The following is a 25,784-nucleotide window of genomic DNA, read 5'->3' as shown; positions in this document are numbered from 1 at the left end:
CGCGGGATGCGCTGCGATCGGTTCGCGAGGCCGGGAAGCGCCAGATCGACCGCGGAGCCTCCCGCGCCGCGTCCCCTACCCCTTCAGCCGCATCTTGATCCGGTAGGTCAGCCCGTCGCGGACGTCGCGGTAGGCGTCCATGCGCTGCTCGCGGGAGGCGTCCTGGAGGATGGTCGGGTCCGCCGTCTGCCAGTACTCGACGTCGGCCGCCAGGGTGTGGGTCATCGCCAGCGCCTTGTGGTGCGCCTCGGGGGCCAGCGTCACGATCAGGTCGAAGTTCAGCCCCTCCCACTCGTCGAGCTCCTCGATGGTGCGGGGCCGGTGCTTCCTGGCGTCGATGCCGATCTCGTCCAGCGCCGCGACCATGAACGGGTCGACCGGCTCGCCCGAGCGCACCCCGGCCGACTGCACGTAGACCGACTTGCCGAAGTAGTGGCGCGCGATCACCTCCGCCGCGGGCGAGCGCACGGCGTTGAAGTTGCACATGAACAGCACCGACTGGACCCGGCGCTTGCGCGGCACGACGAGGTCGCCGGGCGGAGGCGGGACGAGGACGTCCATCGCGCGGGGGCTCTCAGCGTCTGTGCCGGTGCGGGCGTCGGCGGCGCAGGCCCACCTCAGCCCTTCCAGTGCAAGGCGAAGACCAGGGTGAACAGCCGCCGGGCGGTGTCGTGGTCGAGGTCGACCTTGCCGGCGAGGCGCTCCCTCAGGGTCTCGGACGCCTCGTTGTGCAGGCCGCGCCGGCCCATGTCGATCGCCTCGATCTGCGTCGGGGAGGCGGTGCGGATGGCGTTGTAGTAGCTCTCGCAGATCATCTCGTAGTCGCGGATCACCCGGCGGAACGGGGTCAGCGACAGCAGGTGGGTCATCACCGGGTCGCCCGTCGGGGACAGGATCGCGAAGGAGAGCTTGTTCTCGACGAGCCCGAGGTTGAGCGCGTAGGGCCCGGTGCGGCCCGGGATCGCGAAGTGGTTGTCCTCGAGGATGTCGAAGATCGCGATCGCGCGCTCGTGCTCCTGGTCGGGGTTGCCGCGGCCGATCGAGTCCTCGTCGAGCGTGACCGCGATCAGGCGATCCGTGCCCTTCCCGGCCGGCTCGACCCGCTTCTCGACCCCCGTCCCACCCCCCTTGACCTCCGACATCGTGCGCGTGCCTTCAAAGGTTCAGCCGGATCGCGACGGAGCGGGCGTGCCCCTCGAGGCCCTCCGACCGGCCCAGCGTTATCGCCGCGGGGCCGAGCGCCCGCAAGCTCTCCGGCGTGCAGGCCAGGATCGTGGTGCGCTTCATGAAGTCGAGCACCCCGAGGCCGGACGAGAACCGCGCCGAGCGCGCGGTCGGCAGGACGTGGTTGGGGCCGCCGACGTAGTCGCCGATCGCCTCGGGCGTGTGCGAGCCGAGGAAGATCGCCCCGGCGTTGCGGATTTTTCGCGAGAGCGCCTCGGCGTCCTGCGTCTCGATCTCCAGGTGCTCCGGCGCCAGGCGGTCGACCAGCGGCACCGCCTCGTCGAAGCTGCGGACCCGGACGATCGCGCCGTAGTCGCGCCAGCTCGCCCGCGCGATCTCCCGGCGCGGCAGGGTGGCGAGCGCGCGCTCGACGGCGGATTCCGCGGCCTCGGCCAGCGCGGCGCTGTCGGTGATCAGGATCGACTGGGCGGCGACGTCGTGCTCGGCCTGGGCCAGCAGGTCGGCGGCGATCCAGTCCGGGTTGGCGTGGCCGTCGGCCAGGATCAGCACCTCGGAGGGGCCGGCGATCATGTCGATGCCGACCTGGCCGAACACCCGGCGCTTGGCCGCCGCGACGTAGGCGTTGCCGGGCCCGACGATCTTGGCCACCGGCGCGATCGTCTCGGTGCCGTAGGCCAGCGCCGCCACCGCCTGCGCCCCGCCGACGCGATAGACCTCGTGGACGCCCGACAGGTGCGCGGCGGCGAGCACCAGCGGGTTCGACTGCCCATCGGGCATCGGCACCACCATGACGATCCGCGGCACCCCGGCGACGCGGGCGGGAATCGCGTTCATCAGCACCGAGGACGGGTAGCTCGCCGTGCCGCCGGGCACGTAGAGCCCGACCGATTCGAGCGCGGTCCAGCGCCAGCCCGAGGTGACGCCGAGGGCGTCGGTGGTCCGGCGGTCGGCCGGGACCTGCTCGGCGTGGAACGCCTCGATCCGGGCGGCGGCGAAGCGCAGCGCCTCCAGCGCCTCGGCCGGGCAGGCTTCGAGCGCCGCCGCGATCTCGTCCGCGGTGACGCGCAGGGCGGACGCGCCGAAGCCGTCGCCGAGCCGGTCGAATGTTCGGGTGTAGTCGACCAGCGCCGCGTCGCCGCCCTTCACCACGCCGGCGATGATGGCGCGCACGGTCTCGTCGACGTCCTCCGAGATCTCGCGCTTGACCGTGAGCAGCCGGGCGAAGTCGTCCGCGAAGGTCGGGTCGCTGCTATCGAGGCGGATCATCGGGCACTTCTTCTGGTGAGGGCGTGGGACGCGACGGCTCAGGCCGACGGGCCGGCGGCGGGCGCCGCGTGGCCCGGGCGGCTGTCGGCCTCCCAGACCGGCCCGAGATCCTTCATCCGCACCTCGATGCACTCGACGTCGAGGCGGATCGCGGCCTGGCCGGAGAACAGCAGCGTGACGATGCCGGACGGCGCCTCGGTCTCCTCGAAGGTGATCGCGAGCAGGCTCAAGCTGGCATCCCCCGGCGTCAGGCCGCGGGTGCGGACCCCGAGCACGCGCTCGAAATGCAGGCCGGCGAGCCGCCGCCGCGGCGTCTCCGGCGCCTGCCAGTCGAACCGGCGCAGCGCCAGCACGAAGCGGTGCTCAGCGGCGAGGAAGGTGAGGTCGGCCACGTTCAGCACCGCATCCTGAAGGTGGGCGGAGATGACGGTGAGGTCCTCGGCGTCGAGGGCCGCGAGCTTGAGGAGCTCCATGTCGGGGGGCCGCTCCGGAGGAGGTTTCACGGGAAACATTTTCGCCCGCGTCAGTAGCGAGGCCGGCTGGTTCCGGCAACCGCAGGCCGTCGTCGCAGGCCGAGGGCGGGCGGGGCGGCGGCCGTGCACCATGCCGGACGATTGTGGCGGCCGATGCGCAGTCTGGCGCGTTGAGCGTCGGGGCCGCCGGGCGGACAGCCGTTGCGCCGGCCTCAGCCGACGTTCAGGCAGCCCCGCGTAGACACCCGGTCGACCCCACGTCGACCTCGGACCGGAGACGGACACACCTTATGACCATGAAGCGCCTCACCCTCGCGGCCATCGCCGCCCTGACCCTTGGGACGACCCTCGGCGCGACCGTGGCGAGCGCCCAGTACTACGATTACGGCGGCCCGCGCCGGTTCGACCGCGGCTACGACGACGATCGCCCGCGCCGCCGCGACTACGATGAGGACCGCTACGACCGTCGCCGCGACGACTTCCGCGGCGGCCGCGGCGGCAGCATCTGCGTCACCGCCCGCGGCAACTGCGTCACCCGCCCGGCGCCGTTCAACTCGTCCTGCGGCTGCGAAGTCCCGGGCTTCGGGTTCAAGCGCGGCGCCATCGGCCGCTGATCGGCGCGCTTCCGGATCGCGAGAAGCCGTCCGTCTCTTCGAGGGGCCGTCCAGCCATCCGGGTCGGGCGGCCCTTCGTGCTTCGGAAGCCCGTCGATCGGGATCCCCCCCGCGACTTCGTCCCGAGGCGCGCCCACCAGGCTGACGCCGCGACGGATGCGGGTGCGGGCGGGCGACGGAGCGTCCCCTCCCCCGGTCGCCGATCGGCGCGCCCCGGCCAGGGGGAGCCGGCCCGAGTCCTGAAAGGCGGCCCGCTTCGCTCAGGCGGCGCGGACGCCCGCCAGGAAGGTGCCGATCTCGGCGCGCAGCCGTGCCGACTGGTCGGCGAGCTCTTCGGAGGCCAGCAGCACCGCCGCGACCTCGGTGCCGGCGGCGTCCGCCGCGCGGGCGACGGCGGCGATGTCCGCCGTCATGGCGCCGGTGCCGGCCGAGGCCTGGCCCATGTTGCGCACGATCTCCTGGGTCGTCACGCCCTGCTCCTCCACCGCGGCGGCGATGCTGGTCGCCACCTGGTTCATCGCGTCGATCCGCCCGGTGATCGCGTGGATCGCCCCCGAGGCCTCCCCCGCGGCGGCCTGGATCGAGGCGATCTGCTGGCCGATCTCCTCCGTCGCCCGCGAGGTCTGCGCGGCGAGGTCCTTGACCTCGGCCGCCACCACCGCGAAGCCGCGGCCGGCCTCGCCCGCCCGCGCCGCCTCGATCGTGGCGTTCAGGGCCAGCAGGTTGGTCTGCCCGGCGATGGTCGAGACCAGGCCGACGACGTCGCCGATCCGGGTCGCGGCCGCAGCCAGCGCATCCATGGCGGCCTGCGTGCGGGCCGCCTCGCGCACCGCGCCGTCCGACATCTCCGCCGCCTGCTCGACCTGCCGCCCGATCTCCTGGACCGTGGCCCCGAGCTCCTCGGCCGCCGCGGCGACGGTGTTGACGTTGCGGGCGGTCTCGTGGGCGGTGCTCGCGACGCTGCTCGACCGCTGCGAGGTGCCCGCGACCGCGTCGCGCATGCCGCCCGAGGCGACCTGCAGGCCAGCCACCGAGCCCGCGACCCGCGCGACGATGCCGCCGACCGACCGCTCGAAGCGCTCGGCGAGGTCGCCGAGGAGGGCGCGGCGCGCCTGCGCCTCGCGCAGGCGCGCCGCCTCGGTGGTCTTCAATTGCTGCGCGGCTTCCTCGAGGGAGACGTCGCGGATCGTCACCACCGCCCGGGCGATGTCGCCGATCTCGTCGCGCCGGCCGCTGCCGGGCACCTGCTCCAGCGCCTGCCGGGCGGCCAGGGCCTTGAGCGCGGCGGTGAGCGCGCCGAGGGGCCGCGCGATCGACCGGGCCAGCAGCAGGCCGAGGATGGCGGTGCCGGGCCAGCACCCCGAGCCCGACCAGCGCCAGCGTCCGCGACAGGGTCGAGACGGCGCCGATCGCCTCGTCGAGGCTCTGCTCCGCGATCACCGTCCAGGGCGCGCCGAGCACCGACACGACCGAGGACGCCGCCAGGTGCCGGCCGTCCGCGCCCGAAAAGTCGAACGGCCGCCCCTCCGCGAGGCGGGCCGGGGCGATCCCAAGCGCATCGAGGGGGCTGCCGGCCTTGGCGTCCGGGTTCAGCGGCGGCCGGGTGCGCAGCAGGCCGTCGGCGCCGGCCGAGAGCGTCTGCCCGGTCTCGCCGAGGCCGGTGCGCTTCGACAGGGTGGGATCGAACAGGGCCGGCCCGACCCGCATCACGACGTAGCCGATGCGCTCGGCCGCCTGCGCCGTGCCCATGGCGACGTTGGCGCGCTTCGTCACCGCGCGGCCGATGAAGGCGGAGGGCCCGGCATCGACCGGATAGGCCGCGAAATCCTCGAACAGGGCGGCCTCGGGGTCGGCGGCCTTCAGGCGCTCGAACAGCCGCGCCAGCCCGGTTCCCCGCAGCGCCGGATCGGAGACCGGCCGCGCGAAATCCTCGCCCTTGGTGGTGGTGTAGACGATGCGCCCGCCCTCATCGAGCACCATCAGGTCGGCGTAGCCCGCCTGCGCCAGCAGCTTGCGGGCGACCTCCTGCACCTTCGCGTGCCGGCGCCCGTACATCGTGTTGGTCGCCGTGCCGTCGAGCGCGATGCGCGCCGCCGCCGTCTCCGGCGCCCGGAAGGCGGCCAGGAGGCCGGCATAGTCGGGCTTGGACGGGTCGAGGGTCTCGATCAGGTCGGCGACGTTCGACACCACCTGCGGGTGCGCCGCCACCGTGAGGAAGTCGGCCTGCATCCGGTCGGCGACCAGCTCGACCCCGTCGCGCCGCGCGTCGGCGGCAAGTTGCAGCCGCTCGCGCGCCGCCTCCATCAGCCCGGCGCGGGCCTGGTGCCAGCTGAAGCCGCCCATCGCCGTGGCGCTGAGGAGCGCGAGCCCGATGGTCATGGCGGGCAGGCGCGTCTCGAGACGTGAGAATGCCGACATCGATCCGTCTCGAAAATGCTCGGAGAGCTTGAGCCGGTCCTTAGGCGGGCGCGCGTTAAGATTCCCTGCTCGCGCGAGCCGCACAAGACAAGACGACGATTCTATAAAACCGTATCGATTGGGATTATCGGCGGTCTTCGCAGCCGCATCCGCCCGCGCTCGACTGCCCGGGCCCGGCCCGCGCCGCGCGAATGCAGGCGGGCGGGCGCTCGATACGGCGGGCGATTCAGGCCCGCACGCGCTCGATCCGCGCGCCGCAGCGGGCGAGCTTGGCCTCCAGCGCCTCGAAGCCGCGGTCGAGGTGGTAGACCCGGTTGATCTGGGTCTCGCCCTCCGCCGCCAGCCCCGCGATCACCAGCGACACCGAGGCGCGCAGGTCGGTCGCCATCACGGGCGCGCCCTTGAGGCGGTCGACGCCCTCGACGATGGCGAGGTCGCCCTCGAGGCGGATCCGGGCGCCCAGGCGCGCCAGCTCCTGCACGTGCATGAAGCGGTTCTCGAAGATGGTCTCGCGGATCTGCGACTGGCCGTTGGCCAGGGTCATCAGCGCCATGAACTGCGCCTGCAGGTCGGTGGGGAAGCCCGGGAACGGGTCGGTGGTCACGTCGACCGCCGCGATTCCCGCCCCGTTGCGCCGCACACGGATGCCGCCGGGAACCTGGGTGATCTCGGCGCCGGTGGTGGAGAGGATGTCGAGGGCCGAATGCAGCAGGTCGGCGCGGGTGTTCTCCAAGACCACGTCGCCGCCGGTCATCGCCACCGCCATGGCGTAGGTGCCGGTCTCGATCCGGTCGGGCAGCACCTCGTGGCGGGCGCCGTTCATGCGGGCGACGCCCTCGATCACGATGCGCGGGGTGCCGGCGCCCTGGATGCGGGCGCCCATCTTGGTGAGGCAGTCGGCGAGATCCACCACCTCCGGCTCGCGGGCGGCGTTGGAGATCACCGTGGTGCCGTAGGCGAGGGAGGCCGCCATCAGCGCCACGTGGGTGCCGCCGACGGTGACCTTCGGGAAGTCGATCTCGGCGCCGCGCAGGCCGTTCTTGGTCTTGGCGACGACGTAGCCGGCATCGATCTCGATCTGCGCGCCGAGCCTCTCCAGCGCCATGATCAGGAGGTCGACCGGCCGGGTGCCGATGGCGCAGCCGCCGGGGAGCGAGACCTTGGCCTCGCCGAAGCGCGCCAGCAGCGGCGCGACCACCCAGAAGCTCGCCCGCATGGTCGAGACCAGCTCGTAGGGCGCCGTGGTGTCAATGACGTTGGAGGCGGTGAGCCGGATGGTCTGGCCCGTCTCGGTGGTCTGCCCCGGGCGCTTGCCGACCACCATGTGGTCGACGCCGTGGTTGCCGAGGATCCGCGTCAGCGCGGCGATGTCGGCGAGCCGCGGCACGTTGGCGAGCTCCAGCGTGTCGCCGGTGAGCAGGCTCGCGATCATCAGCGGCAGGGCGGCGTTCTTCGCCCCCGAGATCGGGATCGTGCCGTTGAGCGGCACGCCGCCGGTGATGTGGATGCGGTCCATGGTCTCGTGATCCTCACGCGCCGCGCTTCGTCCCGCGCGCCGCCGGCCCTGCCCCTCGGGCGCTCGCCGCCCATGCTCGAGCGCAGCCTATAGGCGAGTTTTGTCCGAAAGGGGACCGCGCCGGCGCGCCGGGTCTTTGCTCGGTTCGCAGGCCGGCCTCGGAGGCGGGAGCATCGCGGCGCCGATCCGCGCCGCCCCTTCCGCTTCGCCCCGGACGATCCGGGAAGGACCCGGCCCGGCGACGGGACGCAGGCCCCTGCCGAGCCCGGCGAAACATGTCTCGCCTCATCCAAGAGGCGTCGCGGAAGAGGCGGCTCGACGGGCTCGGCCTGCAGACGCAGCGCCGATGCCTCGCGTGCCGCCTACGACGACGGCGCGTCCGACGGGGCCGGGTCGCGGTCGTCCGGCGGCTCGGCGGCGTCCTCCGCCGCGGCCTGCCCCTCCTCCTGCGCCGCCTCTTGCCCCGCCGGCTCGCCCCGGCCGCGGACCTGGCGCTTGCGCCGCCGCAGGTTCTCGCGCAGGGCCGCCTTGAGGCGGGCGGCCCGGGCCTCGTCGTTCTTCGTCGTCATGCGTCACGCGACCCATCGTCGCCTTCGACTCCTAGATCGTCCGCCGGCACCTCACAATCCATCCGTCGGGGCGATGGCCCCGGCGGCGTTCAAAGGGTCGCTCGAATGCCGGCGGCGGCCCCCCGTCGGCCTGCAAGGCAGGGATGACGCCCCGTCACCTTGAACCGATTCCAGATCCGGCTGTATCTTCCGGTCCGACGGCGCCACGCGACGCCGCCGGATTCCTCTCCACCCGATGCGCGATCGGGCGCGCCGGACCGTACCGGTCCTCGGCCGCGCCTTCCCGCATCCCGAACAGGCCCGGCCGACGACGATCCCGCGCCTCGGCGCATCCGACGCCCGGCCAGCCCCCAAGGACATCCATGCCCGAGACCCGGCCCGCCTCCACACCGGCCCCCATGCACGCGCACGGTTCCGAACGCGGCCCGGGCTCCGTGCAGGGCCAGATCGCGGCGCGGCGGGTGGATTACGAGGCGCATTTCCGCGGCGCGCTGGAGCGCCTGCACGGCGAGCGCCGCTACCGGGTGTTCGCCGACATCGAGCGCATCGCGGGCCGCTTCCCGATCGCGAACTGGCGCCGGCCGGACGGGGCGACCTCGGAGATCACCGTGTGGTGCTCGAACGACTACCTCGGCATGGGCCAGCACCCGGAGGTGGTCTCCGCGCTCACCGACACGGCCAAGCGCTGCGGCGTCGGCGCCGGCGGCACCCGCAACATCGCCGGCAACAACTCGCCGCTGGTCGACCTCGAGCGCGAGCTCGCCGACCTGCACGGCAAGGAGGCGGGCCTGGTCTTCACCTCGGGCTACGTCTCGAACCAGGCCGGCATCTCCACCATCGCCAAGCTGATCCCGGACTGCCTGATCCTGTCGGACGCGTTCAACCACAACTCGATGATCGAGGGCGTGCGCCACGCGGGCTGCGAGAAGCGGATCTTCCGCCACAACGACCTCGCGCACCTGGAAGCGCTGCTGGTCGAGGCGGCCGGCCGCAACGTGCTGATCGCCTTCGAGAGCGTCTACTCGATGGACGGCGACGTGGCGCCGATCGGCGCGATCTGCGACCTCGCCGAGCGGTACGGCGCGATGACCTACCTCGACGAGGTCCACGCGGTCGGCCTCTACGGGCCGCGCGGCGGCGGCATGGCCGAGCGCGAGGGCGTGATGCACCGGGTCGACGTGATCGAGGGCACGCTGGCCAAGGGGTTCGGCTGCGTCGGTGGCTACATCACCGGCTCGGCCGCGCTCTGCGACGCGGTGCGGAGCTTCGCCCCCGGCTTCATCTTCACCACGGCGATCCCGCCGGCGATCGCCGCCGCCGCGCGCGCCTCGGTGCGCTACCTCAAGCGCTCGACGGCCGAGCGCGAGGCGCACCAGCGCCAGGCCGCCGCGACCAAGCGCGCGCTGGAGGAGGCCGGCCTGCCGGTGCTCGCCACCGAGACGCACATCGTGCCGGTGATGGTGGGCGACGCCGAGCTGTGCAAGGCGGCCGCCGACCACCTGCTCGAGCGCCACGCGATCTACATCCAGCCGATCAACTACCCGACGGTGCCGCGCGGCACCGAGCGCCTGCGCATCACCCCCTCGCCGTTCCACGACGCCGCCCGCATCGCCACCCTGACGGCGGCGCTGGTCGAAACCTGGGACACCCTCGACCTGCCGCGCGCCGGCACGGTGTTCGCGCAGGCGGCGGAGTAGGCAGGCGCCGCCGGAAGAGCCGGAGGCTCAGTTCGGCTTCGGCTTGTTCCCGCCCGGCACCCAGCCGTGCGCCTCGGCGGTCGCGGCGAGCTTCGCCTGCATCTCGCCGGCCAAGCTGCCGATCCAGTGCTGCATGCCCGTCAGCTGCGCCTGGGCCAGCTGCGGCTGCGCCTTGGCCATGTTGCGGCCGGCCGGCGTGTCGTAGAACGCGGCGATGGCCTCCAGGTCCGCCTTCGACAGCACGGCCGCGAACGAGATCGCCTGCAGGTTGAGCAGCTCGTCGTAATGCTCGGAGAGGATCGGCATGATCACCTCCTGCACCATGACCTTGGCCCGATCGGGCTGCTTGAGCCCCATCTGCTGGACCATCGCCGTCATCGGCGCGGTCATCGCCTGGAGCGTGGTGTCGCGATCGCCCTGGGCGCGGGCGACCACCGCCTTTGCCGCCGCCAGGCGGGCCGGATCGAGGGTGACTTGAGGCGTGACCTGGGAAGGGACTTGGGAAGGGACTTGGGGAGCGACTTGGGGAACCGCCTTCTGCGGCGCCTGGGCGCGGGCGGGTCCCGCCAGCCCGAGGGCGAGGGCCATGAAGGTGAGGCTGGCGATGCGCATCACGCGTCCTCCGGAGACGAAAACCGCCGGCCGCGAATCGGGCCGCGCCGAAGCATAGGCGGTGCCGGCGGATCGGCCTAAAAGCTCGGCCGCGTTGCATCCGCGCGCCGGATGCGCTGTGACTGCGCCCGCACGAATCGAACGGGGAGCGTTGAGCGGATGTCGGGTGGTCACGGAGCGGGCGGGACGTCGAACAAGCGCGTCGCGCTGCTGATCTCGGTGCTGGCGCTGTTCCTCGCGTTCAGCGAGACGCTGGGCAAGGCGGCGCAGACCGACGCGATCGGCGCCAACGTCGAGGCGGCCAACCAGTGGGCGTTCTTCCAGGCGCGCACCATTCGCGCCACGGTGCTCAAGACCGCCGACGAGGCGGTGGCCCTGGTGCCGCCGGGGCCGAACCAGGACGCGATCGCGGCCAAGCGCGCCGAGTGGGCGAAGACGATGGCGCGCTGGGATTCCGAGCCCGCCACCGGCGAGGGGCGCAAGGAACTCGCCGAGAAGGCGAAGACCGCGCAGAACAACCGCGACCTCTCGCTGCTGCGCTACCACCATTACGAGCTGGCCTCGGCCGCCTTCCAGATCGGCATCGTGCTGGCCTCGGCCGAGGTGATCACCGGCATCGTCGCCCTGGTCTTCGCCGGCGGCCTGCTCGGCGCGGCCGGCGCGGTGCTGCTCGGCTTCGGCTACCTCGCGCCGCACGCCCTGCCGTTCCTCCACTGAGGGGACGGCCTCACCGGTCGCCGAACCAGTCGTCGAACCCCGGCTCGATGCACCGGTAGCCGACGAAGCAGCTCGGGTCGGTGCGTGTCGGCGCGTAGGCGGATCGCGTCACCTCGGTCGCCGCGCAGAAGCTGCGGTCGCGGACGAAGCGGTCGTAGGTCGGGCCGCCGGTGCCGAGCACGATGCCGCCGGCGCGGGCGACGGCGCCGCGGGCCTGCGCGCAGGTGAGCGTCGTGGTGTCGACGCGCTGCGCCTGAGCCGGGCCGGCGGCGGCCAGCAGCAGGGGGACGGCGAGAAGCAAGGGAGCGGCGATCGGCGGGCGGGTTGCGATCGGGCGGCGCACGGGCGGTCTCCTTCGGTGTGCCGGAGGAACGCCGCGTGCCGCCGCGCGGTTCAGGCCGCCCGGCGCACGGGGTCGGCGAGGCTCGGCTCCGGCGGCCGGCCGGACGGGGCGAGCAGGCGCCGGCGCAGCCGGGCGCAGGGGCGCTCCACCGCGACCTGCATCAGCGCGCAGAGGGCGAGCGTCGGCACCAGGCCGGCGGCGATCAGCACGAGCGGGCCCGAGCCCGGCCGCAGATGCAGCAGCAGCGCGATCACCGTCGGGTGCACCAGGTAGAAGCTATAGGAGTACAGCCCGAGCCGGCGCATCGGCGCGGAGCCCAGGGCCCGCACGACCCATCCGCGCCCCTGAAGCGCCGCCGAGAACGGCACGAGCAACGCCGCGCTCTGCAGGGTGTAGCGCAGGGTCTCGCGGAAGGCGGGGTCGCGCACCGCGAGGGTGGCGAGGATCACGGCGCCCGCCGCCGCCACGTGCCAGGGTTTCGGCCGCCAGGCGCGGTCGGCCGGGATCACCGGGTTGTTCCACAGGCCGAGGCAGCAGCCGAACAGGATCGCGTCGATGCGGGTGTGGGTCCAGGAGTAGTTCAGGCTGTAGTCGGCGAGCCGCCACACGTTGAGGCCGCGGATCGCCAGCACCGCACCGCACAGCGCCAGGCACGCCACGGCCGCCCGCCGCGGCGACAGGCGCCCGAGCCACGCGAGGTAGGCCAGCGGGAACAGCAGGTAGAAGTGCTCCTCGATGGCGAGGCTCCAGAGCGGCACCGGCAGCACCCGCTCGGTGCCGAGAAGGTCGGGATAGTTCGTCAGGAACGTCGCCTGCCCGAGCACCGCCACCGCGTCGACCGGCATCCAGTCGAGCAGACCGAGCCCGTGGAGCAGGCCGGACAACGCCAGCGCCAGGTACATCGGCGGCAGGATGCGCAAGCTTCGGCGCAGGTAGAACGCCGGCAGCGAGACCGTCCCGGTCCGCCCCCGCTCGATCCGCAGCAGCGTGGTGATCAGGTAGCCCGACAGGAAGAAGAACACCGTGACGCCGAAGCCGCCGGGCACGACGTGGCTCAGCCCGCAATGGGCGACGTAGACGATGGCGATCGCCAGCGCCCGCACCCCGTCGAGCTGCGGCAGGTAGGGCATCGCGGGCGGGACCGGGGCGGTGGGGCTCGGGATGGCAGGCTCCTCGCGGATCTTTCGACGATCGCCGGACAGGACAAGCAGGAAACCGGAAATTTTCTGTCCGCGCCATCCGCGCCGGCGCCGGAGGCGGGCGCCGCATCGTCCCTCCCCTTTCGTGGGGGAAGGGTGGGCCTCGGCTCACGCCAGGGTCGGGAAAGGAGGGACGAGGCGCGCGAATCTCCGCGAGGCTATCGCACCGTCCGCACGGGGATCGGGCCAATACATCGGCCGGTTCGTGCGCCGCCGCTGCATGCGACACTCGCGCGGTTGCCGTCCCGGTCGGGATGTATACGATTCTGCCATCGCGGCCCCAGTATTCGGCGCTCCGCGCCTGAGAGACGGATGCGCTCCCGCCTTCCACGCGTGGACAGCCTGTGCCCCGTTACTTCTTCGACATCCACGACGGCTTCCACCAGCGCGACGACGTGGGCACCTTGTGCGAGGACGTGCAGGCCGCCGCGCTCCAGGCCAAGCGCCTGCTGCCCGCCATCGCCGTCGACGAGAGCCCGGCCGAGGGCGAGCGCCAGACCATCACCGTGGTCGTGACGGACGAGGACGGATACGCCGTCTACTCGGCCGCCCTCGCCTTCGTCGGCACCTGGCTCCTGCGCTGACCTCGGCGCCTGCGCCGACCAAAGGCCTGCGCGCGCAGCTTGACCCTGTGAAAGGCCGCGACGGGCGATGAACGGAAGTCGGCTTGGCGCTTGAAAGCCGACGTTCGATTTCCTCCCCCGCTCGCTCGGCTCGCGCCGGCGGGCGCGGCGCAGGTCGCTCACGGCCCGAACCCTCTCGGATGCCCTGCGCCTCGGCCTCGGCGAGGGGCATTTGCCCACTTTGAATTTAGAATATTTTCAGATTTGAACCGTTTTAAGTGCTCGATCTATAACACGTTTTTGGCTTGCTCGCGGATCCGTGAAGGACGATCACACGGGTACTGCGCTCGTCCGAGCGCGCGCCAGCGTGATCCATGTCCCACCGCTCCTCGCTCCTCCCCGTCCTTCTCACCACCACAATCCTCGCCGGTCCCGTGGTGGCACAAGATGGCACCGTTCAGCTCAACGAGATCTCGGTCGAGGCGGTGGGACCCGGCAACGCCGCGCCGGCATCGGCCGGCTCCGGCGGCCTCAACGTCAGCGCCGGCGACGGCGGCACGGCCGCCACCAGCGGCGGCGGTGGCGGCCCCTCCGGGATCACCGGCTACACCGCGCGCGTCGCCACGGCCGCCACCAAAACCAACACCCCGCTGATCGAGGCCCCGCAATCGGTCTCGGTGGTCACCCGAGAGCAGCTGAACGACCGCAACGTCCAGACGTTCACCGACGCGGTCAACTACGTCCCGGGCGCCATTTCCGCCCGGTCGGGCTTCGACCCGCGCTTCGATCAGATCTTCATCCGCGGCTTCGACGTGCTCACCAACCAGGGCATCTATCGTGACGGCCTGCGCGTGATCGGCAGCGGCTTCGCCTTTCCCAAAAGCGAGCCCTACGGCGCCGAGGCGCTGACCATCCTCCGCGGCCCGGCCTCCGGCCTCTACGGCCTCGGGTCGCCCGGCGGCATCCTCGATATCACGAGCAAGCGCCCCGTCTTCGTGCCGTTCGGCGAGGTGCAGTTCCAAGCCGGCAGCTTCGGACGCTTCCAGGGCAATTTCGACGTCGGCGGCCCGGTCGAGGGTTCGGACGGCACCATGGCCTACCGCCTCACCGGCGTACGCCGCGAGGCCGGCACCTTCATCGGCCTCGGCACGAACGACGACCAGCTCAACATCGCGCCCGCCTTCACCTGGAAGCCGTCGGCCGACACGACGTTCACGTTCCTGAGCGAGTTCCAGGTCACCAACACGCCGGCGGCGACGTTCTTCTACAACGACCCGGGCTTCCGGGTGTCCAACTTCTACCAGGGCGATCCGCGCTTCATCGGCCTCGACCAGACTCAGTATCGGGTCGGTTACGCCTTCGAGCATTTCTTCACGCCGGACCTGGTTTTCCGCCAGAACTTCCGGCATTACGGGCTGTTCCTCAGCGCGAAGTACGTCGACATCAACAACGTCAACGACGCGCGCACGATCGGCACCCGCGACACCGGCTATATCCGCGAGGGCCTGGTGCAGCAGACGCTGGACAACCAGCTGGAGGCGCGCTTCGCCACCGGCCCGGTCGCCCACACCGTGGTCGGCGGCGTCGACTACGCCCGGTACAGCCTGAGCGCGCGCTTCGGCTTCGGCCTCGCCCCGGACCTGAACCTCACCACCCGGAACTACGGCCAGCAGTTCATCGCGACGCCGCCTCTTGGGTCCGCCTCGCGCCAGACCCAGGATCAGGTCGGCGTCTACCTGCAGGATCAGGCCAAGTTCGGCGACTTCATCCTGACCGTGAACGGGCGCCACGATTGGGTCTTCCAGGACAACTACGCCACGCCCGACAGCGCGGTCTCGCGCCAGGACAACAGCGCCTTCACCGGCCGGGTCGGCCTGGGCTACGTTCTGGCGCCAGGGCTGGTTCCGTACGCGAGCTATGCCACGACCTTCACCCCGCAGGTCGGCCAGGACCGAAACGGACAGGCGTTCAAGCCGGCCACGGGCGACCAGATCGAGGCGGGGGTGAAGTACCTGATTCCCGGGACCAACATCCAGACGGCGTTTGCCGGCTTCGACATCAACCAGTCGAGCATCCTGATCCCCGACGCGAGCAACATCGCGTTCCAGACCGCTGGCGGTGCCGTACGCTCGAAGGGCTTCGAGGCCGAGGCGACCGTCAACCTCGCGCCGGGCACGAACCTGACCATCGCCTACACGCATGTCGACATCCGGTTCGTGAACTCGACCTCGTTTGCCGGCGAGTCCCTCAACGGGAACCGCGTCTCCGGCATCCCCAGCGACACCTACGCGTCGTTCCTGACTTATGCCTTCCCGCCCGCCTCGGCCTTGCGCGGGCTGCAGATCGGCGGCGGCATCCGCTACATCGGCTCAAGCTACGCGGATGATCAGAACACCGTGCGCAATACCGCCGTGACGCTCTACGACGCCCTCGTTGCCTACGACTTCGCCGCGCTCGACCCGAAGTACAAAGGCTTCCGCGCGCAGATCAACGGCTACAACATCTTCAACCGAAACTACACGACCTGTTCGTTCGGTTTCTGCAACTTCAACCAGCCGGCAACGGTCATCGGCAGCCTGATCTATCGGTGGTGAGAAGGCTCGCCTCCGGCGGTCGGGGATCGACACGCCGCGCGCAGCGCCGACACGACGACCGAAGTCCGCATGGTGGCCTGCACTCGAAACGACGTGTGGGCGAGGCCGTGACGCGCCCGAGATCGGCCTGCCCCCGAGCCACCACGCCCCCTCCGCCTCGCTCGACTCCTGAAGCGCGCAGCGTCTCGGCCTGAAACCGTCGCGGTCGCGTCGGCATCGGCCGTATGTCCGCAACCGTGGCGGCCTGATCCTTCCCGGTCGCCAGGACCTCGTTCGCCAGGACCTCGGTCGCTAGGACGAAGTGCTCGCTTGGGACGGCGACAGCCCGATCTCGCTCCTGTCGAGAGACTTCAGCCCGTCATGGCCGATCGGCACGCTTCGATGCCGCGAACGATGGAACGTATGAGCGGTGGAGAGAGGGTCGCATCGGGCGCCGACCATACGGGCGGTCGGCAGATCTTCCGCGGATCTGAAACGCATCGAACGTGACCCTCGCGCGGCCAAGCCGATGGGGGCCGAACCCTCGGGCGGCCACAAGGGATCGGTAACCATCGGGCCGGCATGATCCGGCTCGGAACCGCCCGGTCGCGGGGCCGAGATCGGGGTTGCGTGATGTTCTCTGCCGCCTTCCTGCGCGCGGGCCTGTCGCCGCTGGCGCTCGCCGCCGCGCTGAGCGCCGCGGCCGCGCAAGGCGCGCCGCCGCCCGCCGCGATGCCCGCCCCGGCGCAGCCCGCGCCCGCCCTGCCCGCCGTGCCGCCATCCGCGCCGCAGGGCGTGCCGGCGCCGGCACCGCTCGCGGCCGCCGCCCCGGAGGCGGCGCCCCGCGAGGCGGGGAAGCGCAGGCCCGAGCCGGAGCTGGTCTACGCCACCGTCTCGGCCGACCCGCGCCCGACGCTGACGCAGAAGACCTTCACCGACACCCTGCGCGCGGCCGACCTGTACCAGGCCTTCGCCGATGCCGGCGGCTGGGCGCCGGTGCCCGAGAGCACGGTGTTCAAGCCGGGCGCGTCGAACCCGGCGATCCCGGCGCTGCGCCACCACCTCACGCTCACCGGCGACCTGCCCGCAGACGCGCCCCCGAGCGACCGGCTCGATCCGCCGCTGATCGCGGCGGTGACGGCGTTCCAGGCCCGCCACGGCCTGCCGGAATCCGGGCTGATCGGCCGGCTGACGATCGCCGCGCTCAACGTGCCGGCCTCCGTCCGCCAGCGCCAGCTCGCGGCCTCGGCGGCGCGGCTGATGGGCTCCAAGTTCCCGTTCGGCGAGCGCTACGTCGTCGTCAACATCCCGGCGGCCACCGTCGAGGCGGTGGAGAACGGCCAGGTCGCGCGCCGCTACGTCGCCGTGGTCGGCAAGCCCGACAAGGCGACCCCCAGCGTCGAGACCCGGATCACCGACATCAACTTCAACCCGACCTGGACGGTGCCGGTCTCGGTGGTGAAGAACGAGATCATCCCGCGGATGCGCAAGGAGCCGGGCTATCTCGCCAAGAACCACATCCGCATCCTCGGCCCCGGCGGCGTCGAGGTCGACCCGACGGCGGTGAACTGGAACACCGAGAAGGCGGTCGCCTACACGCTGCGCCAGGATTCCGGCTTCGACAACTCGCTCGGCCAGGTGCGGATCGACATGCCGAACCGCTTCGCGGTCTACATGCACGACACGCCCTCGAAATCGCTGTTTTCCCGCAACGTCCGCTTCCACAGCCACGGCTGCGTCCGCGTCGGCGGGGTCAAGGAGCTGGTCGGCTGGCTGCTCCAGGGCGTCGAGGGGCCGAACGGGCCGGGCTCGGCCTGGGGCCCGATCGAGATCGAGACCGGCATCGCCGACGGCGAGCGCCGCGACCTCAAGCTGGTCAAGCCCGTCCCCGTCACCTTCGTCTACCTCACCGGCTACGCCACGCCGGACGGCCGCGTCCATTTCCGCGACGACATCTACGGGTTGGATACGCCGGGCGGGCCGGTGCCCTCGGCGGCGACCGAGCCGGCCGCCACCGGCGCGATCGCGCCGCGCGCCACGATCCGCCCGGCCAAGCCCGACCAGCGCCCGCCGGTGGCCGCCGACCTCAAGCCGGCGGTCGCGCCCCGGGCTGCCGTGCCCGCGCCCGCGCGGCCGGCGCCGCGGCCGCAGGCGACGCAGCTCGGCGACGGGCCGGCCCCGCGGCCGCCGGGCGCGATCCCGAACTGAGCGGACCCGCGCCGCCGCCTGGAATGGTTCCAGCCTGTGCACCAGCGGCACCCCTGCCCCGCGCCGCGGGCCGGCCCTGGAACAATCGCCGCCACCGCTCATTCTGCCGGGTGAGGGATGCCGGGGCCGTCGCGGCGGCCGCCCGGCGTTCGCCCCCGACAGACCCAAACGGAGCGACCACCATGGCGAAGGCCAAGCCCATCACTCGCATCGAGAGCGATCGCCTCAACACCCCGACCGACCTCGACCCGGCCGACACCAAGAAGATCGCCGAGGGCCTCGCGGTCCTGACCTCGGACCTGTTCGCGCTCTACATCAAGACCAAGAACTTCCACTGGCACATGAGCGGCCCGAACTTTCGCGACTACCACCTGCTGCTCGACGAGCAGGGCGAGCAGATCTTCGCGATCATCGACGACGTGGCCGAGCGCGCCCGCAAGATCGGCGGCACCGCGCTGAAGTCGCTGGGCCAGGCGAAGTCTCTAACCCGCGTCGCCGACAACGACGCGGAGTACGTCTCGCCGCTCGACATGCTGCGCGAGCTGCGCGACGACAACAAGACGCTCACCGCCAACATGCGCGAGCTGCACGAGGTCACCGACGAGGCCAACGACGTCTCGACCACCTCGCTGCTCGAGGAGTGGATCGACCAGTCGGAGGAGCGCACCTGGTTCCTTTACGAGTCGACCCGCAACGCCACCGAGGGCGGCCACTGATCTCTTACGCGTGACGCGAGATGCGGCCCCGCTTCCGATGAGGAGGCGGGGCTTTTTTCATGGCGCCCGCGGCGTCCCGAGCACCTGCAGCGCATGGGCGGGATCTGCGGCCACCAGGGCCAGCAGCGTGCGCGCCGCGGGATCGGGTGGCGTGCGGCCCTGTTCCCAGTTCCGCACCGTCCCGATCGGAACCCGGAGCAGGGCGGCGAAAGCGGCCTGCGTCAGGCCCAGGGTCCGCCGCAGGTCGTGGGGAGGCGGAACCAGCCGGTAGCCCTCGGCCTCCGCATCGGGGTCGTCGCCGTCGGCGACGGCCTGCGCGCGGATCTCCGCTTCCGTCGTCGCCAGGATGCGCGCGCGGTCGATGTCCGGCGGCGACGCGAGGAGGTCCGTCAGCGATGTCCGAGCCGATGTGCGAGCCGATGTACGAGTCATGGCCGTCTCCCCTCACCCCCGCAACCCCAGCCGCACCTTCACCACGCCGACGTCGTCCGGGTCGCGGCTCTGCGAGAAGCCGAGGCGGCGGCACACGGCGAGCATCGCGCGGTTCTCGGCGAGCACCGTGCCCTCGACGGTGCCGATGCCCTCCGAGCGCGCCCAGTCGAGCATGAGCCGCATCAGGGCGAGCGCGAGGCCGGTGCCGCGGGCCTCGGAGCGGACGAGGATCGCGTACTCGCCGCTGGTGCCGTCGGCGTTGGCGTGCAGGCGCACCGCCCCGAGCATGCGCTTCGCCCCCTCGCCGGCGCCCGCCTCGGTCTCGTCGAGGGCGACGAAGGCGATGGCGCGGGCGTAGTCGAGCTGGGTCAGGCGGGCGAGGAAGGCGTGGCTGAAGTCGCGCACCGGGGCGAAGAAGCGCAGCCGCACGTCCTCCGGGTCGATCGTGGCGAAGAAGGCCCGGAACAGCGGCTCGTCCTCGGGCCGCACCGGGCGCACGGCGATCGCCCGGCCCTTCAGCGTCAGCGCCCGCACCCATTCGGCGGGATAGGGCCGGATCGCGAAGCGCGGATGGCCGCCGGCCCGGCGCGGGCTGGCGCGCAGGCGCACCCGGGCGTCGAGGGCGACGACGCCGTCGGCGTCGGCGAGCAGCGGGTTGATGTCGAGCTCGCGCACGTCCGGCAGGTCGGCGGCGAGCTGGGCGAGCTTCACCAGCGTCAGCGCGATCGCGCCGCGGTCGACCGCCGGCACGTCGCGATAGGCGGCGAGCCGCCGGGCGACGCGGGTGCGGCCGATGAGGTCGTCGGCGAGCGCGAGGTCGAGGGGCGGCAGGCCGAGGGCCCGGTCGTCGATCACCTCCACCGCCGTGCCGCCGCGGCCGAACACCACCACGGGCCCGAAGACCGGATCCTCGGCGAGTCCCGCGATCAGCTCGCGGCGCTGGCCCTTGCGCACCATCGGCTGCACGGCGAACCCCGTGACCCGGGCATCGGGCCGCTCGCGCCGGGCGCGCACCAGGATCTTCCGCGCGGCGTCGCGGACGTCCTGCTCGCTGGTGAGGTCGAGGTGGACGCCGCCGATGTCGGACTTGTGCACCACGTCGGGCGAGACGACCTTCAGCGCCACCGTGCCGCCGGCGGCGATGATCGTCCAGGCGGCCGCCGCCGCCGCGTCGATGTCGGGGGCGAGCGTCAGCGGCACGGTCTCGATGCCGTAGGCCGCGAGCAGGCCGGCGACCGCGACCGGATCGAGCCACGCCGCCCCCTGCCGCAGGGCGGCGGCGACGATCGCCTCGGCGGCCGCGGTGTCGGGCGAGAAGTCGCGCGGCAGCGAATCCGGCGTGCGCATCAGGTCGTCCTGCGCCTCGCGGTAGCGCACCAGGTGCAGGAAGCCCTCGATCGCCTCGGAATCGGTGGCGAAGTGCGGGATGCCGGCGCCGGCCAGGATCGCCGCGGCCGCCTCGCCGTGGGACACCGCGAAGACCGGCTTCTTGCGCGCCTGCCCGCGCCGCGCCCGCGTCACCGTGTCGGCGACGGCCTGCGCCACCGCGGCCGCGTCCGAGCGGGCGGTGGGGACGTGGACGGTCAGCACCGCGTCGCCGGCATGGTCGGCCAGCATCGGCGCGAGGGCGGCGGCGTAGGCCGGCCCGTCGGCGGTGATGCCGAGATCGACCACCGGCCCGTCCGCCGGGACGCCGCCGCGGTCGGCGAGCCGGTCGGCGGCGAGCAGGCCGATGCCGCGGCCGTTGGTGAGGATCGCGAGGCGCTTGCCCGCGAACGGGCGCTGGTGCGACAGGGTCTCGGCGGCCGAGAACATCGCGTCGAGATCCTCGACCGCGAGCAGGCCCGCCCGGCGGAACGCGGCGGCGTAGACCGCGTCGGGCCGGGCCAGGGCGCCGGTATGGGTCTCGGGGTTCCGCCCGTCGCGGGCATGGCGGCCGGCGCGCAGGATCACCACCGGCTTGGTGCGCGCGGCGGCGCGGGCGGCGGACATGAAGCGGCGGGCGTCCGACACCCCGTCGAGGCACAGCAGGATCGCCCGGGTGCGCAGGCAGTTGGCGAAGTGGTCGAGGCAGTCGGCGATGTCGACGTCGCAGGCGCTGCCGAGCGCCATCACCGCCGAGAACCCGGCCCCGTGCCGGGCGCCCCACTCGACGATCGCCCCGGCGACCGTGCCCGATTGCGAGACCAGGGCGAGGTCGCCCGCCCGCGGCGCGCGGGCGAGCAGGCTGGCGTCGAGCCGGTGGCCCGGCACCGCGAGGCCGGCGCTGTCGGGCCCGAGCAGGCGCAGGCCGTGCTCCCGCGCGATCCGCGCCGCGCGCGGGCCGGGATCGTCCGGCTCGGTGCCGAGGCCGGCGGTGAGCAGGATCGCGGCGCGCACGCCCGCCCGCCCGGCCTCCGCGACGATCCCGGGGATGCTCTCGGGCGGGCTCGCCACCACGGCGAGGTCGGGCACCGCCGGCAGGTCGGCGATCCGCGCCACGCAGGCCACGCCGTCGGCCTCGGCATCCTGCGGGTGGACCGGGTGGACCGGCCCGGGAAAGCCGCCCGCGCGGATCTTGTCGAACACCGCGCGCCCGAGCGAGCCGGCGCGGGCGCCGGCGCCGACCACGGCGACCGAGCGCGGGGTGAGCAGGGCCTCGAAGCGGTAGGTGCTCACGCGGGGCCTCCGAGCGGGGGGCCGGCCGCCCGGCGGAAGGCGGTCACGGCCGGTCCATCGGCATCATGCGATCCTTCTCGTCTGCCCGCCCGGTCGCGAATCGACGGGGGCGGGCCAATCGTCCGGTGCGCCCGCCTCTTCAACAGAGCAACCCGCGCCAGGGCAAGTCCTCATGTCGGCGCGCGCGGCGGCACGACCGGTCGCGCGGGTGCGGCCGCGCGGACCGGCGGCTCGGGAGCACGGGCAGGCCCTGGCCGCTCCGCCGCCGCCCGCGCAGGATCGCTCGCGATCTCGTTGCGGACACAACGAAGTTTTCAAGCCCGAGGCCGGAATCGAACGAGGGTATTGGCGCGCCGGGACGGAAAAGCAGGCGACTAATACCGAATCCGCGAAGGCTCCGGCCGTCTCGACGACCGGCTCCGCCATTGGACACCAGCGCCGCAGGGGGTCGGACTGGACTCCGGGTGCGGCGCTACACTCGTTTTTTTGTGTTGGAAGCCTTTCCATCAAGTTTAATCGAACGGAAACAGACCTTGCGCATTGCGTTGAGATGTTAGACATCATAGCCGCCTTGCCTGAACAAGCTGGCGTCAGCTGAAAATTTCCCAACCCTTGGGCTGCGTTGACGTCGGACGTGTCGAGGGAAGTCGGACCGGGGAACGATCGATGATGAACGACAACGGCATGGAACCGGATTACATCGCTCTGGCGGCAGAGATCGTGTCGGCCTTCGTGAGCAAGAATTCCGTTCCGGTCCCGGAATTGAACGGGCTCATCGTCTCGGTGCACACGACGCTGGCCCAGCTGGGGAACGGCGCCGCCGCCGAGAAGGTCGAGCCGCCGACGCCCGCGGTCTCGATCAAGCGCTCGGTCACGCCGGACTTCATCATCTGCCTGGAGGACGGGAAGAAGTTCAAGTCGCTGAAGCGCCACCTGCGCACGCGCTACGACATGACCCCCGACGCGTATCGCACCAAGTGGAACTTGGCGGCCGACTACCCGATGGTCGCGCCGAACTACGCCGCCGCCCGCTCCGAGCTCGCCAAGACGATGGGCCTCGGCCAGCAGCGTCGCAAGACCCGCGGCAAGGCCGCGCCCGAGGCGGCCGCCGCTTCGGCCCCGCGCCGCAGCCGAGGCCGCAGCGCCGCCGAGGGCTGATCGCCGGGTTCTCCCGGTCGGGCCCGGCAGAACCCGCGTCCCGTCCCCCGTGGGAGACGGGCGGGTTGCGGGGCACGACCCGTCCGGGTGGGTCATGCCCCTCGCCCCGGCCCTCTCCTCCGGGAGGGGGAGCCGGACAGCGCGACGCGATCCGCTCGCGGGCGCCCGCCCCCGGGAAATCCACAGCTTTCCGCGGCGCTCGCCGGGCCGATTCAGGGATCGGGCATCGCCGGGTGCGATGGCTGTCGGCGAGGAGCCGGCCGGTGGGGCCGGCCGCGTGAGGCGTCGTTCATGCCCGGCCAGCCCAGCCTCGTCGCCCGCCTGTTCTGGATCGCGGTGGTCGGCGGCGGCCTGTCGCTCCGGTACGGGCGCGGCGGCCTCCTGCTCTCGGGCGCGGCGCTCGGCCTCGTCCTGCTGCGCCATCTCGGGCGGCCCCGGCGCTTCCGCGCCCGGGTGCGCAAGCTCGCCCGCCGCCACGCCCGGACGCTCGCCCTGCGCCGCCGGCAGGAAAGCTTCGTCGACGCCTACGGCAACCGCATCGTCGACGGCTGGCTGCGCGAGCGCGACTACTTCGTCGCGCGCACCGTGGTGCCGGACCTGACCGCGCGCGGCTTCGCGGACCTGTGCGCGGCGCGGGCGGACACGATCCTGTCCATCGTCGAGGCGGTGGCCGAGGCGGTGGACCTGCCCGAGGACGACGCGGCGCCCGAGGAGGGCGTGCCCTACGAGCGGTTCTGCGCCGCGCGGCTCGAGCGTGCCGGCTGGCGCACGCACCCGACCCCGGCGAGCGGCGACCAGGGCGCCGACATCGTCGCCGAGCAGGGCCGCACCCGCCTCGTCGTCCAGTGCAAGCGCTACGGCCGCCCGGTCGGCAACGCCGCGGTGCAGGAGGCGGCCGCCGCCGCCCGCTACTGGTCCGGCGACATGGCCGCCGTGGTCACGAATGCCGGCTTCACCCCCGCCGCCCGCAAGCTCGCCGCCGCCACCGACGTGCTGCTGCTGCACCACGACGATCTCGACGACCTGCGCCCGATGCGGACCGTCCTGGCCGCGCGGGGCTGACGGCTCTTCTCCTCTTCCCTCCCCCGACGGATCTCGGGCTTGCCCGAGGTCCGCACCCCGTGTGCCCAAGTCGGGCAGGCCCGACTTGGGTGCGGGGGAGGGAAAGACGCGTCGCGTGCGCCCCTAGAACAGCCCGTCGATCTGGCCGTTCGCGTCGAGGCGGATCGTGTCGGCGGCCGGCACCCGCGGCAGGCCCGGCATGGTCATGATCTCTCCGCAGATCACCACGACGAAGCCGGCCCCGGCCGAGAGGCGCACGTCGCGCACCGCGACCACGTGGCCCTCGGGGGCGCCGATCAGGGTCGGGTCGGTCGAGAACGAGTATTGGGTCTTGGCCATGCAGACCGGCAGGTGGCCGTAGCCGTCCTTCTCGAAGGTGGCGAGCTTAGCCTGAGCCTTGGACTCGATCTGGATGTCGGCGGCGCCGTAGAGCTTGGTCGCGATCGCCTTGACCTTGTCCGACAGCTTGGCCTCGGCCTCGTAGGTGTAGGCGATCGGCTTCGGCGCGCCCTGGGAGAGCGCCACCACCGCATGGGCCAGGGCCTCGGCGCCGGCGCCGCCCTCCGCCCAGTGCTTGCAGGTGATCGCCTCGACGTCGAGGCGTTCGCGACAGAGGTCGCGCAGCTTGGCGTGCTCGGCATCGGTGTCGGCGTGGAAGTGGTTGACCGCCACCACCACCGGCAGGCCGAAGCCGCGCACGTTGGCGACATGGCGCGCCAGGTTGGCGAACCCCTTCTCGAGGGCGTCGACGTTCTCGGCCCCGAGGTCCTTCTTGTTGACCCCGCCGTGCATCTTCAGCGCCCGCACCGTCGCGACGATGACCACCGCGGACGGCGACAGGCCGGCCTGCCGGCACTTGATGTCCAGGAACTTCTCCGCGCCGAGGTCGGCGCCGAAGCCGGCTTCCGTCACGGTGTAGTCGGCGAGCCTGAGGCCGGCGCGGGTGGCGATCACCGAGTTGCAGCCGTGAGCGATGTTGGCGAAGGGGCCGCCGTGGATCAGCGCCGGGTTGCCCTCCAGCGTCTGCACCAGGTTCGGCTGCAGCGCGTCCTTCAGCAGCACCGTCATCGCGCCGGTGGCCTTGACGTCCTTCAGGGTCACGAGCTTGCGGTCGCGGGTCTCGGCGACGACGATGCGGCCGAGGCGCTCCTCGAGGTCGGCGAGGTCCTTGGCGAGGCAGAACACCGCCATGACCTCGGAGGCCACGGTGATGTCGAAGCCGTCTTCCCGCGGAAACCCGTTGGCGACGCCGCCGAGCGACTGGGTGATCGCGCGCAAAGCCCGGTCGTTCATGTCGACGACCCGGCGCCAGTGGATGCGGCGCACGTCGATGTTGAGCTCGTTGGCCCAGTAGACGTGGTTGTCGATCAGCGCCGCGGCGAGCGCGTGCGCCGAGGTGATGGCGTGGAAGTCGCCGGTGAAGTGCAGGTTGATCTGCTCCATCGGCACGACCTGGGCCTTGCCGCCGCCGGCCGCGCCGCCCTTCATGCCGAAGCAGGGCCCGAGCGAGGGCTCGCGCAGGCAGATCATGGTCTTCCGGCCGATGCGGTTCAGCGCGTCGCCGAGGCCGACCGTCGTCGTGGTCTTGCCCTCGCCCGCCGGGGTCGGCGAGATCGCGGTGACGAGGATCAGCTTGCCCTCGGGCTTGCCCTCGAGCCCGCCGATGAAGCCGTGATCGAGCTTGGCGATGTGCTTGCCGTAATTGTGCAGGGCGTCGTCGGGGATGCCGAGCTTCTCGGCGACCTGCGCGATCGGCTGCAACGTCGCCGCGCGGGCGATCTCGATGTCGGAGGGCATGGTTTCCT

General features: G+C 72.3%; 21 protein-coding genes and 1 pseudogene. 9 read left to right on the top strand and 13 right to left on the bottom strand.

What is annotated here, in order from left to right; genetic code table 11:
• Positions 1 to 75 precede the first annotated feature (75 nt).
• From MKK60_RS28310 to MKK60_RS28295, 4 genes are read right to left on the bottom strand one after another with little or no spacing between them, the layout of a single operon-like run.
• Entirely contained in the window at positions 76 to 561 is a 486-nt protein-coding gene (locus tag MKK60_RS28310; RefSeq protein ID WP_147727383.1) for a low molecular weight phosphatase family protein, read from the bottom strand.
• Positions 562 to 617: 56 nt separating this feature from the next.
• A complete protein-coding gene (locus tag MKK60_RS28305) occupies positions 618 to 1,142 on the bottom strand; it encodes a UPF0262 family protein (RefSeq protein WP_243989365.1) in 525 nt (174 codons plus the stop codon).
• Positions 1,143 to 1,155: 13 nt separating this feature from the next.
• Entirely contained in the window at positions 1,156 to 2,451 is a 1,296-nt protein-coding gene (gene hisD, locus MKK60_RS28300) for a histidinol dehydrogenase (protein ID WP_243989364.1), read from the bottom strand.
• 38 nt (positions 2,452 to 2,489) lie between these two features.
• Positions 2,490 to 2,924 carry a DUF2948 family protein gene (locus tag MKK60_RS28295; protein WP_243989363.1) on the bottom strand — a complete coding sequence of 145 codons (435 nt, stop codon included), beginning with the start codon at positions 2,922 to 2,924 and terminating at the stop codon, positions 2,490 to 2,492.
• A gap of 290 nt (positions 2,925 to 3,214) precedes the next feature.
• Between MKK60_RS28295 and MKK60_RS28290 the strand changes: the two genes are divergently transcribed.
• Positions 3,215 to 3,538: a hypothetical protein gene (locus tag MKK60_RS28290; RefSeq protein ID WP_405041724.1), complete on the top strand. Its 324-nt coding sequence runs from the start codon at positions 3,215 to 3,217 to the stop codon at positions 3,536 to 3,538.
• 260 nt (positions 3,539 to 3,798) lie between these two features.
• Here MKK60_RS28290 and MKK60_RS28285 read toward each other — a convergent pair.
• The 3 genes and pseudogenes from MKK60_RS28285 to MKK60_RS28275 form a co-directional block, all read right to left on the bottom strand.
• Positions 3,799 to 5,956: pseudogene (locus tag MKK60_RS28285) on the bottom strand (methyl-accepting chemotaxis protein).
• Between the two features lie 226 nt (positions 5,957 to 6,182).
• Positions 6,183 to 7,472: a UDP-N-acetylglucosamine 1-carboxyvinyltransferase gene (gene murA / locus MKK60_RS28280; RefSeq protein WP_147843963.1), complete on the bottom strand. Its 1,290-nt coding sequence runs from the start codon at positions 7,470 to 7,472 to the stop codon at positions 6,183 to 6,185.
• 362 nt (positions 7,473 to 7,834) lie between these two features.
• A complete protein-coding gene (locus MKK60_RS28275; RefSeq protein ID WP_147843962.1) occupies positions 7,835 to 8,041 on the bottom strand; it encodes a hypothetical protein in 207 nt (68 codons plus the stop codon).
• Between the two features lie 398 nt (positions 8,042 to 8,439).
• Between MKK60_RS28275 and hemA the strand changes: the two genes are divergently transcribed.
• Complete coding sequence (hemA, locus tag MKK60_RS28270; RefSeq protein WP_147843966.1) at positions 8,440 to 9,738, top strand: 5-aminolevulinate synthase; 1,299 nt, start codon at positions 8,440 to 8,442, stop codon at positions 9,736 to 9,738.
• A 27-nt stretch (positions 9,739 to 9,765) separates the two neighbouring features.
• On the opposite strand, the gene MKK60_RS28265 is transcribed toward hemA, so the two are convergent.
• Positions 9,766 to 10,350 (bottom strand): DUF2059 domain-containing protein, encoded by a 585-nt coding sequence (locus tag MKK60_RS28265; RefSeq protein ID WP_243989362.1) that lies wholly within the window; start codon positions 10,348 to 10,350, stop codon positions 9,766 to 9,768.
• Positions 10,351 to 10,509: 159 nt separating this feature from the next.
• On the opposite strand from MKK60_RS28265, the gene MKK60_RS28260 reads away from it, so the two are divergent.
• The gene (locus MKK60_RS28260) at positions 10,510 to 11,067 is read left to right on the top strand and encodes a DUF4337 domain-containing protein (protein WP_147729230.1); all 558 of its coding nucleotides are present in this window, start codon (positions 10,510 to 10,512) and stop codon (positions 11,065 to 11,067) included.
• A 10-nt stretch (positions 11,068 to 11,077) separates the two neighbouring features.
• On the opposite strand, the gene MKK60_RS28255 is transcribed toward MKK60_RS28260, so the two are convergent.
• Both MKK60_RS28255 and MKK60_RS28250 read right to left on the bottom strand, forming a co-directional pair.
• Positions 11,078 to 11,368, bottom strand: a complete 291-nt coding sequence (locus MKK60_RS28255) for a hypothetical protein (protein ID WP_409567468.1) — start codon at positions 11,366 to 11,368, stop codon at positions 11,078 to 11,080.
• Between the two features lie 92 nt (positions 11,369 to 11,460).
• Positions 11,461 to 12,540: an acyltransferase family protein gene (locus MKK60_RS28250; RefSeq protein WP_243989361.1), complete on the bottom strand. Its 1,080-nt coding sequence runs from the start codon at positions 12,538 to 12,540 to the stop codon at positions 11,461 to 11,463.
• 413 nt (positions 12,541 to 12,953) lie between these two features.
• Between MKK60_RS28250 and MKK60_RS28245 the strand changes: the two genes are divergently transcribed.
• From MKK60_RS28245 to MKK60_RS28230, 4 genes are all read left to right on the top strand, one after another.
• Positions 12,954 to 13,193: a DUF6894 family protein gene (locus MKK60_RS28245; RefSeq protein ID WP_147728815.1), complete on the top strand. Its 240-nt coding sequence runs from the start codon at positions 12,954 to 12,956 to the stop codon at positions 13,191 to 13,193.
• Between the two features lie 353 nt (positions 13,194 to 13,546).
• Positions 13,547 to 15,766 carry a TonB-dependent siderophore receptor gene (locus MKK60_RS28240; RefSeq protein ID WP_243989360.1) on the top strand — a complete coding sequence of 740 codons (2,220 nt, stop codon included), beginning with the start codon at positions 13,547 to 13,549 and terminating at the stop codon, positions 15,764 to 15,766.
• A gap of 612 nt (positions 15,767 to 16,378) precedes the next feature.
• A complete protein-coding gene (locus MKK60_RS28235) occupies positions 16,379 to 17,953 on the top strand; it encodes a murein L,D-transpeptidase (RefSeq protein WP_243989375.1) in 1,575 nt (524 codons plus the stop codon).
• Between the two features lie 182 nt (positions 17,954 to 18,135).
• Positions 18,136 to 18,669, top strand: a complete 534-nt coding sequence (locus MKK60_RS28230; RefSeq protein WP_147729700.1) for a Dps family protein — start codon at positions 18,136 to 18,138, stop codon at positions 18,667 to 18,669.
• 57 nt (positions 18,670 to 18,726) lie between these two features.
• Here MKK60_RS28230 and MKK60_RS28225 read toward each other — a convergent pair whose 3' ends face one another.
• Both MKK60_RS28225 and MKK60_RS28220 read right to left on the bottom strand, forming a co-directional pair.
• The gene (locus tag MKK60_RS28225) at positions 18,727 to 19,101 is read right to left on the bottom strand and encodes a helix-turn-helix domain-containing protein (protein ID WP_243989359.1); all 375 of its coding nucleotides are present in this window, start codon (positions 19,099 to 19,101) and stop codon (positions 18,727 to 18,729) included.
• 12 nt (positions 19,102 to 19,113) lie between these two features.
• A complete protein-coding gene (locus MKK60_RS28220) occupies positions 19,114 to 21,759 on the bottom strand; it encodes a bifunctional acetate--CoA ligase family protein/GNAT family N-acetyltransferase (protein WP_243989358.1) in 2,646 nt (881 codons plus the stop codon).
• Positions 21,760 to 22,425: 666 nt separating this feature from the next.
• Between MKK60_RS28220 and MKK60_RS28215 the strand changes: the two genes are divergently transcribed.
• Together MKK60_RS28215 and MKK60_RS28210 are read left to right on the top strand one after the other, a co-directional pair.
• Positions 22,426 to 22,917: a MucR family transcriptional regulator gene (locus MKK60_RS28215; protein ID WP_279593397.1), complete on the top strand. Its 492-nt coding sequence runs from the start codon at positions 22,426 to 22,428 to the stop codon at positions 22,915 to 22,917.
• Between the two features lie 291 nt (positions 22,918 to 23,208).
• Positions 23,209 to 23,979 carry a restriction endonuclease gene (locus MKK60_RS28210; protein ID WP_147860280.1) on the top strand — a complete coding sequence of 257 codons (771 nt, stop codon included), beginning with the start codon at positions 23,209 to 23,211 and terminating at the stop codon, positions 23,977 to 23,979.
• Positions 23,980 to 24,102: 123 nt separating this feature from the next.
• On the opposite strand, the gene MKK60_RS28205 is transcribed toward MKK60_RS28210, so the two are convergent.
• Complete coding sequence (locus MKK60_RS28205; RefSeq protein ID WP_243989357.1) at positions 24,103 to 25,776, bottom strand: formate--tetrahydrofolate ligase; 1,674 nt, start codon at positions 25,774 to 25,776, stop codon at positions 24,103 to 24,105.
• Positions 25,777 to 25,784: the final 8 nt, after the last annotated feature.

Source organism: Methylobacterium sp. J-092 (genome assembly GCF_022829325.1).
GTDB lineage: Bacteria > Pseudomonadota > Alphaproteobacteria > Rhizobiales > Beijerinckiaceae > Methylobacterium.
This window is presented reverse-complemented; position numbering and strand designations above follow the sequence as displayed.

Bases quoted from the DNA above. Each gene is read 5' to 3' on its own strand.
- MKK60_RS28310 (WP_147727383.1), bottom strand. From the start codon at position 561: ATGGACGTCCTCGTCCCGCCTCCGCCCGGCGACCTCGTCGTGCCGCGC.
- MKK60_RS28305 (WP_243989365.1), bottom strand. From the start codon at position 1,142: ATGTCGGAGGTCAAGGGGGGTGGGACGGGGGTCGAGAAGCGGGTCGAG.
- hisD (WP_243989364.1), bottom strand. From the start codon at position 2,451: ATGATCCGCCTCGATAGCAGCGACCCGACCTTCGCGGACGACTTCGCC.
- MKK60_RS28295 (WP_243989363.1), bottom strand. From the start codon at position 2,924: ATGGAGCTCCTCAAGCTCGCGGCCCTCGACGCCGAGGACCTCACCGTC.
- MKK60_RS28290 (WP_405041724.1), top strand. From the start codon at position 3,215: ATGACCATGAAGCGCCTCACCCTCGCGGCCATCGCCGCCCTGACCCTT.
- murA (WP_147843963.1), bottom strand. From the start codon at position 7,472: ATGGACCGCATCCACATCACCGGCGGCGTGCCGCTCAACGGCACGATC.
- MKK60_RS28275 (WP_147843962.1), bottom strand. From the start codon at position 8,041: ATGACGACGAAGAACGACGAGGCCCGGGCCGCCCGCCTCAAGGCGGCC.
- hemA (WP_147843966.1), top strand. From the start codon at position 8,440: ATGCACGCGCACGGTTCCGAACGCGGCCCGGGCTCCGTGCAGGGCCAG.
- MKK60_RS28265 (WP_243989362.1), bottom strand. From the start codon at position 10,350: ATGCGCATCGCCAGCCTCACCTTCATGGCCCTCGCCCTCGGGCTGGCG.
- MKK60_RS28260 (WP_147729230.1), top strand. From the start codon at position 10,510: ATGTCGGGTGGTCACGGAGCGGGCGGGACGTCGAACAAGCGCGTCGCG.
- MKK60_RS28250 (WP_243989361.1), bottom strand. From the start codon at position 12,540: ATGCCCTACCTGCCGCAGCTCGACGGGGTGCGGGCGCTGGCGATCGCC.
- MKK60_RS28240 (WP_243989360.1), top strand. From the start codon at position 13,547: ATGTCCCACCGCTCCTCGCTCCTCCCCGTCCTTCTCACCACCACAATC.
- MKK60_RS28235 (WP_243989375.1), top strand. From the start codon at position 16,379: ATGTTCTCTGCCGCCTTCCTGCGCGCGGGCCTGTCGCCGCTGGCGCTC.
- MKK60_RS28230 (WP_147729700.1), top strand. From the start codon at position 18,136: ATGGCGAAGGCCAAGCCCATCACTCGCATCGAGAGCGATCGCCTCAAC.
- MKK60_RS28225 (WP_243989359.1), bottom strand. From the start codon at position 19,101: ATGACTCGTACATCGGCTCGCACATCGGCTCGGACATCGCTGACGGAC.
- MKK60_RS28215 (WP_279593397.1), top strand. From the start codon at position 22,426: ATGATGAACGACAACGGCATGGAACCGGATTACATCGCTCTGGCGGCA.
- MKK60_RS28210 (WP_147860280.1), top strand. From the start codon at position 23,209: ATGCCCGGCCAGCCCAGCCTCGTCGCCCGCCTGTTCTGGATCGCGGTG.
- MKK60_RS28205 (WP_243989357.1), bottom strand. From the start codon at position 25,776: ATGCCCTCCGACATCGAGATCGCCCGCGCGGCGACGTTGCAGCCGATC.